Origin of the sequence: Rhizobium sp. RHZ01 (genome assembly GCF_014851595.1) — a bacterium.
Taxonomy (GTDB): domain Bacteria; phylum Pseudomonadota; class Alphaproteobacteria; order Rhizobiales; family Rhizobiaceae; genus Rhizobium; species Rhizobium altiplani.
Map to the genome: position 1 here is coordinate 99563 of NZ_JACUZZ010000021.1, position 16417 is coordinate 115979.

At 62.1% G+C, this 16417-nt stretch carries 15 protein-coding genes; 4 read left to right on the plus strand and 11 right to left on the minus strand.

Annotated elements, in window-relative coordinates; genetic code table 11:
* Positions 1 to 7: 7 nt before the first annotated feature.
* The 8 genes from IB248_RS21065 to IB248_RS21100 all read right to left on the minus strand — a co-directional run bounded on the left by IB248_RS21065 (position 8) and on the right by IB248_RS21100 (position 10668).
* Positions 8 to 325: a hypothetical protein gene (locus IB248_RS21065; protein WP_113471946.1), complete on the minus strand. Its 318-nt coding sequence runs from the start codon at positions 323 to 325 to the stop codon at positions 8 to 10.
* Positions 325 to 1821 carry a siroheme synthase CysG gene (cysG, locus tag IB248_RS21070; protein ID WP_113471947.1) on the minus strand — a complete coding sequence of 499 codons (1497 nt, stop codon included), beginning with the start codon at positions 1819 to 1821 and terminating at the stop codon, positions 325 to 327. The genes IB248_RS21065 and cysG overlap by 1 nt, the downstream gene beginning before the upstream one ends.
* Entirely contained in the window at positions 1793 to 4450 is a 2658-nt protein-coding gene (locus tag IB248_RS21075; RefSeq protein ID WP_192241596.1) for a nitrate reductase, read from the minus strand. Before IB248_RS21075 ends, cysG begins: the two co-directional genes overlap by 29 nt.
* Positions 4450 to 4779: a nitrite reductase small subunit NirD gene (nirD, locus tag IB248_RS21080; RefSeq protein ID WP_018860287.1), complete on the minus strand. Its 330-nt coding sequence runs from the start codon at positions 4777 to 4779 to the stop codon at positions 4450 to 4452. Before nirD ends, IB248_RS21075 begins: the two co-directional genes overlap by 1 nt.
* Before the next feature lie 10 nt (positions 4780 to 4789).
* Positions 4790 to 7240 (minus strand): nitrite reductase large subunit NirB, encoded by a 2451-nt coding sequence (nirB, locus tag IB248_RS21085; RefSeq protein ID WP_018860288.1) that lies wholly within the window; start codon positions 7238 to 7240, stop codon positions 4790 to 4792.
* A 17-nt stretch (positions 7241 to 7257) separates the two neighbouring features.
* On the minus strand, positions 7258 to 8520 hold the full coding sequence (locus IB248_RS21090; RefSeq protein ID WP_025658044.1) for a nitrate/nitrite transporter: 1263 nt from the start codon (positions 8518 to 8520) through the stop codon (positions 7258 to 7260).
* Between the two features lie 319 nt (positions 8521 to 8839).
* Positions 8840 to 10054 (minus strand): CmpA/NrtA family ABC transporter substrate-binding protein, encoded by a 1215-nt coding sequence (locus tag IB248_RS21095; protein ID WP_169682296.1) that lies wholly within the window; start codon positions 10052 to 10054, stop codon positions 8840 to 8842.
* Positions 10051 to 10668 carry an ANTAR domain-containing response regulator gene (locus IB248_RS21100; RefSeq protein WP_169682294.1) on the minus strand — a complete coding sequence of 206 codons (618 nt, stop codon included), beginning with the start codon at positions 10666 to 10668 and terminating at the stop codon, positions 10051 to 10053. Before IB248_RS21100 ends, IB248_RS21095 begins: the two co-directional genes overlap by 4 nt.
* Before the next feature lie 388 nt (positions 10669 to 11056).
* Between IB248_RS21100 and IB248_RS21105 the strand changes: the two genes are divergently transcribed.
* Positions 11057 to 11815, plus strand: coding sequence for an alpha/beta hydrolase (locus IB248_RS21105; protein ID WP_169682292.1), 759 nt, complete (start codon positions 11057 to 11059; stop codon positions 11813 to 11815).
* A gap of 74 nt (positions 11816 to 11889) precedes the next feature.
* On the opposite strand, the gene IB248_RS21110 is transcribed toward IB248_RS21105, so the two are convergent.
* From IB248_RS21110 to IB248_RS21120, 3 genes are all read right to left on the minus strand, one after another.
* Complete coding sequence (locus tag IB248_RS21110) at positions 11890 to 12153, minus strand: DUF2312 domain-containing protein (RefSeq protein ID WP_007527482.1); 264 nt, start codon at positions 12151 to 12153, stop codon at positions 11890 to 11892.
* A gap of 91 nt (positions 12154 to 12244) precedes the next feature.
* Positions 12245 to 12550, minus strand: coding sequence for a DUF1244 domain-containing protein (locus IB248_RS21115; RefSeq protein WP_018860293.1), 306 nt, complete (start codon positions 12548 to 12550; stop codon positions 12245 to 12247).
* A gap of 11 nt (positions 12551 to 12561) precedes the next feature.
* The gene (locus tag IB248_RS21120; RefSeq protein WP_025658049.1) at positions 12562 to 13353 is read right to left on the minus strand and encodes an N-formylglutamate amidohydrolase; all 792 of its coding nucleotides are present in this window, start codon (positions 13351 to 13353) and stop codon (positions 12562 to 12564) included.
* A gap of 198 nt (positions 13354 to 13551) precedes the next feature.
* Here IB248_RS21120 and IB248_RS21125 point away from each other — a divergent pair, with 198 nt between their 5' ends.
* From IB248_RS21125 to IB248_RS21135, 3 genes are all read left to right on the plus strand, one after another.
* Positions 13552 to 14040, plus strand: a complete 489-nt coding sequence (locus IB248_RS21125; protein ID WP_025658050.1) for a DUF1036 domain-containing protein — start codon at positions 13552 to 13554, stop codon at positions 14038 to 14040.
* Positions 14037 to 15476 (plus strand): pyruvate kinase, encoded by a 1440-nt coding sequence (gene pyk, locus IB248_RS21130; RefSeq protein ID WP_018860297.1) that lies wholly within the window; start codon positions 14037 to 14039, stop codon positions 15474 to 15476. Before IB248_RS21125 ends, pyk begins: the two co-directional genes overlap by 4 nt.
* Before the next feature lie 214 nt (positions 15477 to 15690).
* The coding region (locus tag IB248_RS21135; RefSeq protein ID WP_246779278.1) for a reverse transcriptase domain-containing protein at positions 15691 to 16417 on the plus strand (727 nt) is incomplete at its 3' end.

Here is a 16417-nt window from a genome sequence, read left to right on the forward strand (position 1 = left end):
ATGGCGGCTAGAAGAGAGTGGGCGGTCCGAACTGCAGGTATGCGGCTAGACTAAGCGCGGAAAGCGAGATGGCAAACGGCGGCGCCGGCGTGCGCATCGTCCAGCCGAGAAGCAGGCCTAGCGCCGCGATCAGCATGCCGAGCCATGGTCCGTTGCCGGCGAAGGCCAATCCGAGAGCGGAAAGGCTGACGGCGCTGGCGATCATGGTCAGCGGCGCAGTTGCCACCGCGGCCTGTGTTTCGCCGCGAAAGATGCTGCTGAAGCGCGGCCAGCTCAAGGCAATGGCAAGAACGAGGAGGGCGGGGGCGATCTTGTGGAGTTGCATCAGCGCGCACCCATGACCAAACGATGATCACCGTCGAAACCGTTCGTGTCGCGAACGTTCAGGCGTGCTGCAAGCGCACTGCCGACCGCAATCAGTACCGGATTGTCGTAGCCGATCGCCGCAATTCCCTCAGGGATGGTTGCGAGCGTGCCGCTCCAGTCACGTTCGGTCGAACGGCTCACGTCGCTGATGATGATGGCCGGCGTTTCCGGCGGCAGGCCTTCCTCGATCAACCGGTCGGCGATGAGCGGTGCCGTCCTGCCACCCATGTAGAAGACAGCTGTGGTGTGGCGATCGGCGACAGCGGCCCAGTCGACATCGATCGGCAGGCCGCCATGACGAGAATGGCCGGTGATGAAGCGGACGGATTGGGCATGGTTGCGATGCGTCAGCGAAATCCCGAGGCGGGAGGCCATGGCGCTTGCGGCTGTTATGCCGGGGATGACATCGACGGGGATGTTTTCGCGATCGAGATGGGCAATCTCTTCGCCGGCGCGGCCGAAGATCATCGGATCGCCGGACTTCAGTCGTACGACCCGCTTGCCTGATTTGGCGAGCTTCACCATCATGGCGTTGATGTCTTCCTGGCGGCAGCTTGTGCGGCCACCGCGCTTGCCAACCAACATGCGCTTGGCTTCTCGCCGGGCAAGCTCCAGAACCTCTGAAGAAACCAGGTCGTCGAAGAGGATCACGTCTGCGGCTTGCAGGGCGCGGACGGCCTTCAACGTCAGAAGCTCCGCATCACCCGGGCCGGCGCCGACCAGCGTCACGCGACCGCGCGAGGAGTGGGCGGGCGCTTCCCGAAGCCTGTCGGCCTCCTCGAGAAGCAGCCCGCCGACGCCCTCCTCCGGCGTATCCGAACTTGAAAAGGCGCGATCGACAAATCGCTCCCAAAAGGCGCGGCGGAGCGGGCCGGGAGTCAGTCGTTCATTGACCCGGTCGCGCAATGTCTGAGCGAGTTCAGCCCAACCCTTCAGTGTCCAAGGCAGCAATGTCTCGATGCGACGCCGGATCGCCTGGGCGAGGATCGGGGCGGCGCCATCCGTCGAGATCGAGACGACGACGGGTGAGCGGTTGACGATGGAGCCGAACTGGAACTGGCAGAAGGCAGGCTTGTCTATGACGTTGACTGGGACGCCGGCCATGCGGGCGGCGTCGAAGAAGGCTTTCGCCTCGTCCTCTTCCTCACAGTCGGCGATGGCGATGGCCGCGCCGGCGAAGATGGTTTCATTCCAGCCATGGCAGTGACGGACGAAACTGCCCCGAGGATGCTCGGCGCCGCGCGAGATCAGGTTCTCGAAAGTGTCGGAAACCGCGTCGGCGTAGACATGCACCTCCGCGCCGCAGGCAGCGAGAAGCTCGGCTTTCCAGGCGGCGGCATCGGATCCGCCGGCGACGATCACGCGCTTGGATTCAAGTGCCCAGAACACCGGCAGCTTGGCAAGCGGTTCCATGCGGGCGGGTGCTTCATTCCGCGGCTGCTGCAAGACATCCATCGATGATCCCCCTGATTTCGGCGCGGCACGAGCCGCAGTTGGTTCCGGCATTGAGTTCCTTGCCGACGGCTTCGACGCTGTGGCAGCCGCCGCGTACAGCGGCGACGATCTGGTTGACGCCGACGCCGAAGCAGGAGCAGACGGTGGCACCCGGATCGGGCTTGTCTGCGCCCGGGCGACCGGCAACGAGAGCGAAGCGCTTGCGCAGATTGGTGTGCTCGGCGGTGAGCTGCGAGATCGCCCAGTTGCGCGCAACAGCCACCGGTTCGCGCGCCAGGAACAAGGCGGCAAGCAGTCGCTGGCCGCCAAAGAAGGCAAGCCTCAGATCGCCGGATTGCTGGTCGGCGTAACCAAGCGGCTCGACGCCCTCGGGAATAGCGAAGGTGCTGCGGCACCACGTGCACCAGTCCTCGACCGGCCGGTCGAAGGCGAGCTCCACTCGCCAGCCGCCTTCGGCCTTTGCCAGCGCCCAATAGGCGGCATCGAGGTGATCAGGCTTGGCTGCGGAAACGGCAAAGCCGTAGCGCGCCGCTTTGAAGCGTCGAGCAGCAACCGCACCATTCTTCGATGCCGGCTGGCCGGAGATTGCGTCGGTCAAGGGTGCGACGACGGCGTCGATGCGTGCCTTCGCGGCGAACTGATCGTTCCAGTGCATCGGTACGAAAATGCTGCCGCGCGCCTGGCGCTCGGTGATCAGGGCGCGAACCAGGGCTTTGCCGTGAGGGCTTTCGATTTCGACGAGGCCGGCATTGCCGACGCGGATCTCGATGGCGTCGCGCGGATGAAGCTCTGCGAAGGGCTCGGCGATGTGCGAGGAGAGCCGCGCACTTTTGCCCGTCCGGGTCATCGTGTGCCACTGGTCGCGGATACGGCCGGTGTTCAGTGTGAAGGGATAGTCGGCGCTGGTGCGATCCGAGGCGACCGGTTCGACGGCGATGAAACGTGCCTTGCCGTCGGCGTGGTAGAAGCCGCCCTTGGCGAAGAAGCGGGTCTCGGTCGCGTTGTGGCCTGCGGGCTGTGGCCACTGGAAAGGGGGGAGTTCGTCGTACGACTGACGGTTCAAGCCGACGTATGCGCCGATATCAAAGTCGCGACGGCCGTTGTTCTCGAAGGCGGAGAGAGCGGCGTGCTCGTCGAAGATTTCGGCATTGGAGCTGAAGTCGAAGGCTTGGGCAAAATCCATGCGACGCGCCACTTCGGCAAGCTGCCACCAGTCGGCGCGGGCCTCTCCCGGTGCATCGAGGAAGGGGCGCTGGCGGGAGATGCGGCGCTCGGAGTTGGTGACAGTGCCGCTCTTCTCACCCCAGCCGAGCGAGGGCAGAAGGACATGGGCGTGACGGGCGGTGTCTGTGCTTTTCAGGACATCGGAGACCACGACGAAGGGACAAGCCTTGATGGCGGCCTCGACGGCGTCGGCATCCGGCATGGAAACAACCGGGTTGGTCGCCATGATCCAGAGCGCCTTGATGCGGCCGTCGGCGACAGCCCTGAACATGTCGACGGCCTTCAGGCCCGGCTTTTGCGCAATGGCCGGCGCATTCCAGAAGCGCTGGACACGGTCGCGGTCCTCGGCATTTTCGATGGCCATGTGGGCGGCAAGCATGTTGGCAAGCCCACCGACTTCGCGACCACCCATCGCATTCGGCTGGCCGGTGAGCGAGAACGGGCCCATGCCCGGCCGGCCGATGCGGCCGGTGGCGAGATGACAGTTGATGATGGCGTTGACCTTGTCGGTGCCAGATGAGGACTGGTTGACGCCCTGGCTGTAGCAGGTGACGACCTTCTCGGTCGTGGCAAAGAGGCGGTAGAATTCGCGAAGCTGCATGGCCGGCAGGCCGGTCATATCAAGCACCTCGTTGAAGGAGACGCCTGTGGCAGCCGTAAAGGCCTCCGCAAAGCCGTTGGTATGTTCGGCGACGTAGTTCTGGTCGATGGCGTTGCTTGCGATCAGGTGTTCGAAAAGGCCGACGAAAAGGGCAACATCGCTGTCCGGGCGGATGGCGAGATGCAGGTCGGCGATATCTGATGTCATCGTCCGCCGCGGATCGATGACGACGACCTTCATGCCGGGGCGCGCGGCCTTGGCCGCCGCCAGCCGCTGGTAGATGACCGGGTGGCACCAGGCGAGGTTCGAGCCGGTGAGGATCACCAGATCGGCAAGCTCGATGTCTTCGTAGGTGCCCGGCACTGTGTCCGAGCCGAAGGCGCGGCGGTGACCGGCGACGGAGGACGACATACAGAGCCGCGAATTGGTGTCGATGTTGGCCGAACCGATGAAGCCCTTCATCAGCTTGTTGGCGATATAGTAGTCCTCGGTCAGCAGCTGGCCGGACACATAGAAAGCAACGGAATCGGGGCCGTGCTCGGCGATGGCATCGGAAAATCGTTGCGCGACGAGGTCAAGCGCCTGTCCCCATTCCGCCCGCTCCCCCGCAATTTCCGGATGGAGGATGCGCCCGTCGAGATCGACGGTTTCTCCGAGCGCCGAGCCCTTCGAGCACAGCCGCCCGAAGTTGGAGGGATGGTCCGGGTCGCCCTTGACGGACACCTTGCCGTCTTCCGCGAGCTTGGCGATGACGCCGCAGCCGACACCGCAATAGGGACAGGTTGTCTTGACCTCTTTCTGCATCATTCGGCTGCCATCATCAGGCTTTCAAGCGCGATGTAGAGGGCGCCGTCCTCGTTGCGGACGGGAATGGTCCGCACTTCGCCCTCATCGGCGCCGAGCGCCTTGCCGGTTTCGAGCGAGATCACCCAGTTGTGCAACGGGCAGGTGACTGCCTTGGCATGGACGATGCCCTGGGAGAGCGGCCCGCCCTTGTGCGGGCAGTGGTCCTCGATGGCGAAGACCTCGTTTTCGGCCGTTCGGAAGACGGCGATCTTTCCCTGGGGTGTCTTCACGCAGCGAGCGCCCCGCAGCGGAATGTCGGAGATGTCGCCGATTGAAATCCAGTTCATATCAATCTCCTTACTCAGCGGCCTGCGGGTAACCGATGGTCGCCATCGGCTTGAACTCATGCTTGTCCTTGCCGGAGACGCGCTCCGACCAGGGATCGACCTGGGCGAATTTCTGGGAGAAGACGAAGCGATCGTAGTAAGCCTCGCGCTTGTCGGCGTCGCCCATGATCTGGCGGCGTATTTCCTCCAAGCCGACGCGCTTTGCCCACTTGTAGATGCGCTCGAGATAGCGGGCCTGCTCGCGATACATCTGTGTCAGCGCCACGATATGCTCCAGCGCCTCGTCCTCGGTCCTGACGAGGCCGAGGACCTCCGTGCCCTTGATGTCGAGGCCGGCGGCGCCGGCGAAGTGGATCTCGAAACCCGAGTCGACGCAGATGACGCCTATATCCTTGCAGGTCGCTTCGGCGCAGTTGCGCGGGCAGCCGGAGACGGCGAGCTTCAGCTTCGCCGGCGTCCAGGAGCCCCACATGAACTTCTCGATGCGGATACCGAGGCCGGTGGAGTCCTGCGTGCCGAAGCGGCACCAATCGGAGCCGACGCAGGTCTTCACCGTGCGCAGGCCCTTGGCATAGGCCTGTCCGGAAACAAATCCTGCCTTGCCGAGATCGGCCCAGACAGCCGGCAGGTCTTCCTTCTCGATGCCGAGCAGGTCGATGCGCTGGCCGCCCGTCACCTTCACCATCGGGATTTCGAACTTGTCGACGACATCAGCGATGGCGCGCAGTTCGTTGGAGTTCGTCACGCCGCCCCACATGCGCGGAACGACGGAATAGGTGCCGTCCTTCTGGATGTTGGCGTGGACGCGTTCGTTGATGAAGCGCGACTGGTAGTCGTCGGCATATTCGTCCGGCCAGTCGCAGACGAGGTAGTAGTTGAGAGCCGGGCGACACTTGGCGCAACCGCACGACGTCTTCCATTCGAGCTCCTGCATGACGGCAGGGATGCTCTTCAGACCCTTGGCCTTGATGAGGCGGCGGACGTCGTCATGGCTGAGTTCGGTGCAGGTGCACATCGGCGTGACGGCGGCCGGGTTGTAGCTGTCGCCAAGCGTCAGCGTCATCAGCTTTTCAACGAGGCCGGTGCAGGAGCCGCAGGAGGCGGACGCCTTGGTGTGGGCGCGCACGTCGTCCAGTGACGTCAGGCCTTTGGACGTGATCGTCGACGTGATCTTGCCCTTGCATACGCCGTTGCAGCCACAGATTTCCGCGTCATCCGGCAAGGCTGCAACGGCCGCCATAGGGTCCAGCGGCGACCCTCCCTGGTAGGCCTGACCAAAGATCAGCGTTTCGCGCATTTCCTTGATATCGGTCTGTTTCTTTTTCAGATCGTTGAACCAGGCGCCGTCGGCGGTTTCGCCGTAGAGCACGGTGCCGATGATCCTGTTGTCCTTCAACACGAGGCGCTTATAGACGCCGGCTGAGGCGTCGCGCAGCACGATTTCCTCTCGGTCGTCGCCATCGGCGAAGTCACCGAGCGAGAAGAGCTCGATGCCTGTCACTTTGAGCTTGGTCGGCGTGTCGGAATGCACGAAGGCAGCGGAACGGTCGCCGGATAGATGCGAGGCGGCGACGCGGGCCATCTCGTAAAGCGGAGCGACAAGGCCGTAGACCATGCCGCCGACTTCGGCGCATTCGCCGAGCGCCATGATGCTGCCGTCCGAGGTCAGCATGCCGTCATCGACGACGATGCCGCGGTTGACGGCAATGCCGGCGTCCTTGGCGAGCCCAACGCTCGGGCGGATGCCGACCGCCATGACGACGAGGGTCGCCGGAATGATACGGCCGTCGTCGAGCTCGATGCCCTCGACCTTGCCGTTACCGATGATGGCCTTGGTATTGGCCTTGCAGATGACCTTGATGCCTCGCTCTTCCACTGCCTTCTGCAGGAGATAGCCGGCAGCAGGATCGAGCTGGCGCTCCATCAGTGTCGGCATGACATGCAGGACAGTGACGTCCATGCCGCGAGAGGCAAGGCCGGCCGCCGCTTCAAGGCCGAGCAGGCCGCCGCCGATGACGATCGCTTTCTCGCGAGACTGGGCGGCGAGCAGCATCGCCTGCACGTCGTCGAGGTCGCGATAGGTGATGACGCCGGGCAGATCCTTGCCGGGCACGGGAATGATGAAGGGCACGGAGCCGGTGGCGATCACCAGCTTGTCGTAGCTTTCCGTGACGCCGTGATCCGACGTGACCGTCTTGGCCGCACGGTCGATCTTGATGATCTTGTGGCCCTTGTAGAGGGTGATGCCGTGCTTGATGTACCATCCATCGCCGTGGATGATGATCTCTTCGTAGTCCTTTTCGCCGGACAGAACCGGCGAGAGCATGATGCGGTCGTAGTTGACGCGCGGCTCGGCGTTGAAGATCGTGACCTGATATTGGCCCGGCGTCCTTTCGAACAGGTGCTCGAGCATGCGCCCGGGCGCCATGCCGTTGCCGATGATGACAAGCTTCTCAGTCATGGTTTCAGGTCCTCAGATCAGGTGGCAGCGACGGCTTGGGCGGAGAGGCCACGGCGGTCGAGTTGCTTGACCGACAGGTGCATCCAGACCAGCGAAATGATCACGATCGCAAAGAGCAGCATGAAGCAGCTCGACCAGAGGCCGGTCATATCCTTGAGAAAGCCGAAGGCGATCGGCAGGATGAAGCCGCCAAGGCCGCCCATCATGCCGACGATGCCGCCAACGGCGCCGACGCTTTCAGGGTAGTAGGCCGGGATGTGCTTGTAGACGGCGGCCTTGCCGAGGCTCATGACGAAGCCGAGAGCGAAGATGACGACGATGAAGACCGCAGGCGTGATGCCGACCGTTGCGCTTGCGCCGGCAGCCGGGAGTGACAGGATGAGTGTCGCGACAGCTGCGACGGCGAACATCACATACATCACGCTGCGGGCGCCCTTCTTGTCGGAGACAACACCGCCGAATGCACGAAAGATGCTGCCCGGAATGGAATAAGCGGCTGCGACCATGCCTGCAGTTGCTAGATTGAAGCCGTAAACACCGACCAGATAGCGGGGCAGCCACAGCGACAGGGCAACGAAACCGCCGAAGGCGAAGAAGTAGTAGAGGGAGAAACGCCAGACCTGGACGTTTTTCAGCGGCGCGAATTCCTGTGCCAGGCTCTTGGAGGCAACCTTGCCCTCGCGGCGAAGGCGGAAGGCTGGATCATCCGTTGTGGTGAACCAGAAGACGATTGCCATTAATGCCAGGCCGACCGCCCAGATCTGAGCAACCGCCTGCCAGCCCCAGGCGATCAAGACGAAGGGTGCCGCGAATTTGGTCACTGCGGCGCCGACGTTGCCGGCACCGAAGATGCCGAGCGCCGTTCCCTGCTTTTGAGGCGGGAAGAAGGGCGAGACATAGGCGACGCCGACTGCGAAGGAGCCGCCGGCAAGGCCGACGCCGAGGCCGGCGATCAGCATCTGCGTGTAGGTCTGGGCATAGGAGAGGAGGAAGGTCGCCAGGGCAGCAGCCAACATGGTGAGCGTGTAGACGAGGCGGCCGCCATAACGGCCGGTCCAGATGCCAAGGACGATACGGACAAGCGAACCGGTCAGAACGGGCGTGCCGACCAGCAATCCGAACTCGGCTTCGTTCAGGCCGAGATCCTGTTTGATGCGGATGCCGATGATCGCGAAGATCGTCCAGACGGCAAAACAGAGGGTGAAGGCAATCGTGGACATCCACAATGCTTTGGCTGGTTCGCCGGCGGACATGGACTGCGTGTTCCTGATAACAGACATGGCTTCTCCGGGGCCCGACAAGGTCGTGCCTATCCATCGCTAGGGGTTAAAAACAAAAAGCCGCTGGTCAGGGCGCGCTTTCACTAGACGTGCGCGAGATATCCTGATCAGCGGCTTTGCTGTGGGCGCCCGTCGTTGGACGCGGAATTCTTGGCCTGTTGGCCTGCTTATAACAAAGCAAGGGCCGTGCCAGTTTTAGTAAGCTATTGGTTTTGAATGAAAATCGTTGGTCGCGGAGATCCCGCGAACGTCCTCGGTGTCAACGCACGTGCAACAATCACTCTAAAATTTGTGCAATGCGTATAAAATAAGCACGTGCTCAGCGGCGAGCTTGGCTCGCGATATAGCTGTCGACGTCATCGGGATCGAACAGGCCGCCGTCGAAGAAGCCGTCCGGCCCAAGGGTTAGCGCGCCGCTCGAGCCGACGGGCGTCTCGACCTTGAGCGCACCCTCCACCTTCGAACTCGCCGCCGGCATCGAGACATCAAGCGCCTTCAAGGCGCTTCGGTAAATATCGGGCCTGTAGGTGTCGTTGGCGATCTGCTGGTTTTCTGCGGTATGCCGGATGTGCCCCCAGCGAACCATCTGCGTGTAGAACCACAAGGCGTGGCTCTTCCAAGGGAACGTCGCTGCCTTGGCATTGGGGACAAAGAAGTCCTTGATGCTCAGCGTCTCCTTCCCGCCAATGTGCAGCAGACCGGTCAATGCGGGTAGCAGACTTTCCAAAGGCCGATCGACATAGGCGGGCTTCGCGAGCAGCTTGGCAAGCTCCTCGTGATTGCGGATGTCGGCGCACCAGCGGGAGGCCGTGTAAAGCGCCCGCAGGAGGGCCGCGAGCGCTTCCGGATGCCCGTCGGCCCAGCGGCTGTTGACGCCAAGCACCTTTTCAGGGCTCGATTTCCAGATGGCGGCCTTCACCGTCGCCAGATGCGCGCGGTTATGGAGCACGCCGAGTGTGTTCCATGGCTCGCCGGCGCAGTAGCCGTCGATGAGGCCTGATGTCAGCGCGTCCGCCATATCGGGCGGAGGCAGGACGCCGATCTCCACATCCTTGTCGGGATCGATGCCGCTTGCGGAGAGCCAGTAGCGCAGCTCGTAGTTATGACCTGAATAGGGGTGGACGACGCCGAAGCGCAGACGCTCGCCGTTCCTGTTATCAATGACGCGCCGCAGGGCAAGGCCGCTCGCGTGGGCGTCGAGATCGGGCGAGGCACCGCATGCGGCCATCTCGCTCCAGACGTCGGCGGAGACAGTCACGGCATTGCCGCCAAGTCCAAGCGCCATCGGCACGATCATACGCGGCGCCGGCGCGGTCAGTCCGAGATTGCAGGCGATCGGCATGGGGCCGAGAATATGCGCCACGTCGAAATGGCTGACCGCAAGCCGGTCGCGAATCGTCGCCCATGAGCGTTCACGCACGAGCCTCAGCTCGATGTCCTGTTCCGCTGCAAAGCCCTTCTCCTTGGCGGCGACCAGAATTGCGCTGTCGAGAAGCGGCAGAAAGCCGGCGGTGATCTGATGTGTGCTCGTCATGCGTCGGTTCCCGGATCCAGAAGGCTCGCAGCCGTGATCAGGCTTTGGGCAATCTCGACGATTTTTCTATTCTGGTTCATGGCCGTTCGCCGCATGAGCGCATAGGCCTCATCTTCGCTCAGTCCACGGGATCGCATCAGAAATCCCTTCGCGCGGTCGATCAGCTTGCGGTTTTCCAGTTCGCCGCGCGTTTCCTCCAACTCGCGGTTCAGGCGCGAGAAGGCATTGAAACGGCTGATCGCCATCTTGAGGATCGGGCGGACACGCTCCTGCTTCAGACCGTCGACGATATAGGCGGAGACGCCGGCCTCGACGGCGGCCTCGATGGAGGCCTCGTCCGACTGGTCAACGAACATTGCAATGGGGCGCTTAACCGCGCGGGAAATCTGGAAGATGCTTTCCAGCATGTCGCGGTTCGGGTTCTCGAGGTCGATGACGATGACGTCGGGGTTGATCTCCGTGATACGCCTCGCGAGGCCGTTCATGTCGTCGATGATCGTGACGTTGTCGTAGCCTGCCTCCCGCAGGCCAACATCGATGATCGACGCGCGGATGCTGTTCTCGTCGATGACGAGCACGTTGAGGTCACCAGGCTTGGAAGAGCGGTTGGCCACGGGGTCTACCGCCGGTCGTCAGGGATTTGCGTCAGATGAGATAGCGTCGGCATTGATATCGCGAAAGGTGCCATGCTGCGGTTGTCTTGCCCTATGATCTCTGAGGCCAAGGTCGAAGTCCCTTGTGCGGCATTGAATGCGCGAACGACGCCTCAAAATCAAGCAATTTGTTTCAATGCTTATTCTATGAGCATTGGCGAGGGCGGCGGGCGCAGCGTTCCCACGCAAATTTGCACAGGGTTGAGCTTCCTACACTGCGTTACATATCGCGATGGAGCCTGACATATCAGCGATACGTCGCGCAGACCAGATTACCCACGTTTTCAACCTCAGCCGCGCCTCCCGACCATTTCAAGCCCGGCATCCCATAGATTAAAGGAGCGACCGCATGAACCGCCGTATCGTTTCCACCTTCGCACTGGCACTCGCCACCAGCGTCATCGCCTTTGCGTCCCAGGCCGCTGACATCAAGAACATCGTCATTGTTCACGGCGCCTTCGCCGACGGATCCGGCTGGCGCCAGGCCACCGAAATCCTGGAGCGGCGCGGCTTTCACGTTACGGTCGTACAGGAACCTTTGACCTCGCTCGCCGACGACGTCGCTGCGGCGAACCGCGTGCTGGACCTGCAGGATGGGCCGACGCTACTGGTCGGGCATAGCTATGGCGGCATGGTCATTACGGAAGCCGGCCGGAACCCGCATGTCGAGGGACTTGTCTATGTGGCGGCCTTCCAGCCTGACAAGGGCGAAAGTGTAGCTACTCTTGCGGCCTCAAAGCCTCCGGCCGGAAAGGGCATCAAGGAAACCAAGGACGGCAAGTATCTCTATCTCGATCCAAGCGTCTTTCACGCCGATTTTGCCGCCGACCTGCCTAAGGCCGAAGCAGCCTTCGTGGCGCAGTCACAGGTCTTTGCTGCGAAAGAGGTCTTTGGCACCAAAGTCGGGGAACCTGCCTGGCGGACGAAAAAGAGCTGGTCCATCGTGGCGACCGAGGATCGCTCCATCAACCCCGAACTGGAGCGGACCATGGCAAAGCGTGCCGGCAGCGTGGTCACCGAGATCAAGTCCAGTCACGCGGTCTTCGCCTCGCAGCCGAAAAAGGTTGCTGACGTGATCGAGAAGGCGGCCAAGGAAGCCGGCAGATAAGTTCTGCCCGACCCAATCGCAAACAAAATAGCCGCCGAGAATGTCGGCGGCTTTGAAGGTAAGGCGCGAAACGATCAGCCTTCCGGCGGAGCTTCGATCATGCCGAGTGCATGCAGATAGGTGTCGAGGATTGCGTCCTCTTCCATACGTTCCTGCTCGTCCTTTTTGCGCAGCGCAACGACCTTCTTGAGGATCTTGGTATCGAAGCCCATGCCCTTGGCTTCGCCGTAGACGTCCTTGATGTCGTCGGCGATGGTCTTCTTTTCTTCTTCCAGGCGTTCAATGCGCTCCACAAAGGCGCGAAGCTGATCGCGGGCGACGCCATGAGCATCAGACATCGTGTTCTCCTGATTGGGGGTGGGAAAATTCGGATGGCGTTGACTGCCGCGAAGCGTGTCCGGGGTCAAGCCGATTCGAGCCGCACAGGAATTATTTGTGCGGCTTGTTCAGCTCAAACGCTGCTTTTTGCTCCGCCGAGGCGTCGTTCTGGTGGAGGTTCTTCCAATCGTCATACGGCATGCCGTAGACGATTTCGCGCGATTCGTCTTTGGAGAGCGGAACTCCGTCCGTCTCGGCTGCTTCGCGGTACCAGTTGGACAGGCAGTTGCGGCAGAAGCCCGCAAGGTTCATCAAATCGATGTTCTGGACATCGCTGCGCTCGCGCAGGTGCTCCACGAGGCGACGAAAAGCCGCAGCCTCGAATTCGGTCTGTTGTTGTCTCGTCAGGGCGGCCATCTCGGTCTCCTTTATTCGTACGGACCGGTGCGCGACACATGCACGTTGTACTCGTGCAGTGCCGGATCGGCATTCATGGTCTCGAAGATCGGTGCGAGACGGTCCGCCCACGCAGCAATACCCGGCTCGTCGCCGATCAGATCCTGGCGTACCTCGAGCAGCGCGTGCGGAATGCCGGTCAGCATGCAATGTCGATACATTGTATCGCCCTTCAGCGCGCCGTCGTAAGGCTCGTTGTCACCGACCACGAGATCGGGATCGCTGCGCAACAAATCAAGCAAGGGGGCGACTGCGCGCTTGTCGGTATCCCACAGGACGGCTGCGTGCCAGGGGCGGGGAAAGTGTTTCCAGACCGGCGTGTAGGAATGAAGCGAGAGAACGAGCGGCGCACTCCCGGTCTTGTTGGCGACTCTGTCGATCGTTTCGCTGACGGCATTGTGATAGGGCCGGTGGAACGTTTCGATCCGGTAATTCCACTCCTCCACGGTGATCGGATGGTTGCCCGGCACGATCGCGCCGTCCGATATCTTCATGATCAGCGTGGGGTCGTCTTCGCCCCGGTTCGGGTCGATCAGCAACCGCGAAAAGCCGCCCAGGACGGCGGGCACTCGGAGCCTCGTCGACAGGTTCCTGACAAGTCCCTCGATGCCGATGTCATAGGCGATGTGGCGCTCGAAGGCATTGTCCGGCAAGCCAAGTCGTCCATAGCGCTCCGGCAGTCGATTCATCGCGTGATCGCCGAGCAGCACCATGCCTTTGTCATGATCGCCGGCTAGTAGTTCAAATGATTTGAAAGTGCTCATGGATGAAATGTCGATCGCAGTTTACGGGGCCGTCTTTGATCGCACGCGTCACCGATGGGTTCAAGCGCGCTTGGCAAGCAAAGGCTGCGGCCCGGCCGAAGTACGGTCGGTCATCTAGGATATAATCGATTAGCATTGCGTTGACATTCGCCGGGAGGCAGCGCAAGAAAGCACAAACATCGAATAACCGGGAGCCAATTGGAAGTCGTGTTGATCCAGACCGCGCCAAGTTTCCTTACGCGTTCCGGGCCGCTTGCCCGTTTTGCCCTTTTTGTCCTTGCGGCGTTCTCGCCGTTCTTCATTGCCGATGTGGCCCGCGCGGATTTCCGTGTGTGCAACGGAACGCAGAATCTGGTGGGCGTGGCGATCGGATATCGAGCCAAGGATGGCTGGATGACGGAAGGCTGGTGGCAAGTGCCGGCGACGACCTGTGCGACGCTGATCGAGGGGGAGTTGCAGTCCCGATACTATTATCTCTACGCCGAAGACGCTGCCCGGGGAGGCCGATGGACGGGTGACGTGCAGATGTGCGTGGCGGAAAACGAGTTCAAGATCACGGGAGTCAATGATTGCTACGCCCGTGGCTATCAAAAGATGGGGTTCAAGGAATATGACACGGGCCGCCAGGGCAGCTGGATGGTTCAACTTTCCGATACCCCAGGCACCCAAGAAAGCCCGAATCAATGAAGCGCAACCGCAAAGTTAAAATCCTCGCCACCCTCGGACCCGCCTCGTCCGAGGAATCGATGATCGAGAAGCTGCACCAGGCCGGTGCCGACGTCTTTCGCATCAACATGAGCCACGCCAGCCATGACGTGATGCGCACGCTGATCAAGCGTATCCGCGCCGTCGAAGCGCGCTCCGGCCGTCCGATCGGCATCCTTGCCGACCTGCAGGGCCCGAAGCTGCGCGTCGGCAAGTTCGCCGAAGGCAAGGTCGACCTGAAGCCGGGCGACACCTTCACGCTCGACAACAAGGACATTCCCGGCGACGCCACCCGCGTGTTCCTGCCGCATCCGGAAATTCTGGAATCGGTGCAGCCCGGTCACCGCCTGCTGATCGACGACGGCAAGCTCGCCCTGCGCGCTGAAAAGTGCGACGGCAAGAGCATCGTCACGACGGTCATTTCCGGCACGAAGATTTCCGACCGCAAGGGCGTCAGCCTTCCCGACACGCTGCTCACCGTCGGGGTTCTGACCGACAAGGACCGCACCGACCTCGCAGCTGTTCTCGAAACCGACGATGTCGACTGGGTCGCGCTCTCCTTCGTGCAGCGCCCGGAAGATCTGGCTGAAGTGCGCAAGATCGCGCGCGGCCGTGTCGGCATCATGTCGAAGATCGAAAAGCCGCAGGCGATCGAGCGCATCGAGGAAATCATCGAGCTGTCCGACGCGCTCATGGTCGCCCGTGGTGACCTCGGCGTCGAAATGCCGCTCGAATCCGTGCCGGGCATCCAGAAGCAATTGATCCGCGCCTGCCGCCGTTCGGGCAAGCCGGTAGTCGTCGCGACGCAGATGCTGGAATCGATGATCTCCGCGCCGGTTCCGACCCGCGCCGAGGTGTCCGACGTCGCCACGGCCGTCTTCGAAGGCGCCGATGCGGTGATGCTATCGGCGGAATCCGCTTCGGGTGACTACCCGGTCGAAGCGGTCTCGACGATGGCCTCGATCGCCAGCGCCATCGAGCGCGAGCCGCACTATCCTGGTATTATCTACGCGCAGCGTGCGCAGCCGGAGGCAACCGGCGCCGACGCGATTTCGCTCGCGGCCCGGCAGATCGCCGAGACGCTGCGCCTGTCGGCCATCGTCTGTTATACCTCGTCAGGCACAACCGGCTTGCGCGCCTCGCGCGAGCGCCCGCAGGTGCCGATCCTGGCGCTGTCGCCTGTCATCCAGACGGCTCGCCGCCTTGCCATCGTGTGGGGCCTGCACTGCGTCGTCACGCATGACGCGACCGACCTTGACGACATGGTCAACCGTGCCTGCCGCATAGTAGCCGATGAAGGCTTCGGCAAGCCGGGCGACCGCATCATTATCTCGGCCGGCGTGCCGCTCGGGACACCTGGTGCCACCAACATGCTGCGCATCGCCTATATCGGCTCCGACGGCCAGAGCGGCGTCTAAGATTTTCCGTAGGGATTGAACGAAAGCCCGTCGCCTGACCTAGGCGACGGCTTTTTTTGTTGTGCGCCCAGCATGGGCGCATTCTTGTGGGTGGAAGTCCCACCGTAAGCTGGTCACAGCGAGCGAAGTGAAGTGCAACTGCGGAAGGGTGACCAACCGTGGGGAGGAAGCGTGGATCGAACCTGCGGGCCGATGGACAAGAACCGGATATGTGATGATCCCGAAGCCAGGGGGCGGCGAGCGCGAGCTTGGCATCCCCACGGTGCTGGACCGTCTGATCCAACAGGCGCTCCTGCAAGTCCTCCAGTCTATTCTTGATCCGACTTTTAGTCAGCACAGCTACGGCTTCCGTCCTGGAAGGAGTGCACACGATGCCGTCCTGGCGGCGCAATCGTTCGTGCAGTCCGGACGGCGGGTTGTCGTGGACGTTGACCTGGAGAAATTCTTCGACCGGGTTGACCATGACATCCTGATCGACCGTCTGCGCAAGAAAATCCCCAATCCCGGCGTGATCCGCTTGGTACGGGCCTATCTGAACGCCGACATTGTTGATGGGGGTGTGGTCCTCAAGCGGACCCGAGGCACGCCGCAGGGTGGGCCGCTGTCGCCGCTTCTGGCCAATGTGTTGCTGGATGAGGTGGACAAGGAACTTGAACAGCGGGGCCATGCCTTCTGCCGCTATGCCGACGACTGTAACGTCTACGTGCGGTCACAGCGGGCGGGCAAGCGGGTGATGGCTCTGCTGCGGCGTCTCTATGGCCGACTTCGCCTTAAGGTGAACGAGACCAAGAGCGCCGTTGCCACCGTCTTCGGTCGCAAATTCCTCGGCTATGCTTTCTTCAAAGCACCAGGGCGGGTGGTCAAGAGACGGGTTGCCGACAAGGCAATCAAGGCGTTCAAGGAGCGCATTCGCGAACTGACACCGCGCGTGACGGGTCGAT

Excerpts from the sequence above, each read along its gene's own strand:
- pyk (WP_018860297.1), top strand. The coding sequence starts at position 14,037 with ATGAAGCGCAACCGCAAAGTTAAAATCCTCGCCACCCTCGGACCCGCC.
- IB248_RS21075 (WP_192241596.1), bottom strand. The coding sequence starts at position 4,450 with ATGCAGAAAGAGGTCAAGACAACCTGTCCCTATTGCGGTGTCGGCTGC.
- IB248_RS21090 (WP_025658044.1), bottom strand. The coding sequence starts at position 8,520 with ATGTCTGTTATCAGGAACACGCAGTCCATGTCCGCCGGCGAACCAGCC.
- nirB (WP_018860288.1), bottom strand. The coding sequence starts at position 7,240 with ATGACTGAGAAGCTTGTCATCATCGGCAACGGCATGGCGCCCGGGCGC.
- IB248_RS21065 (WP_113471946.1), bottom strand. The coding sequence starts at position 325 with ATGCAACTCCACAAGATCGCCCCCGCCCTCCTCGTTCTTGCCATTGCC.
- IB248_RS21110 (WP_007527482.1), bottom strand. The coding sequence starts at position 12,153 with ATGTCTGATGCTCATGGCGTCGCCCGCGATCAGCTTCGCGCCTTTGTG.
- IB248_RS21120 (WP_025658049.1), bottom strand. The coding sequence starts at position 13,353 with ATGAGCACTTTCAAATCATTTGAACTACTAGCCGGCGATCATGACAAA.
- IB248_RS21095 (WP_169682296.1), bottom strand. The coding sequence starts at position 10,054 with ATGACGAGCACACATCAGATCACCGCCGGCTTTCTGCCGCTTCTCGAC.
- cysG (WP_113471947.1), bottom strand. The coding sequence starts at position 1,821 with ATGGATGTCTTGCAGCAGCCGCGGAATGAAGCACCCGCCCGCATGGAA.
- IB248_RS21105 (WP_169682292.1), top strand. The coding sequence starts at position 11,057 with ATGAACCGCCGTATCGTTTCCACCTTCGCACTGGCACTCGCCACCAGC.
- IB248_RS21115 (WP_018860293.1), bottom strand. The coding sequence starts at position 12,550 with ATGGCCGCCCTGACGAGACAACAACAGACCGAATTCGAGGCTGCGGCT.
- nirD (WP_018860287.1), bottom strand. The coding sequence starts at position 4,779 with ATGAACTGGATTTCAATCGGCGACATCTCCGACATTCCGCTGCGGGGC.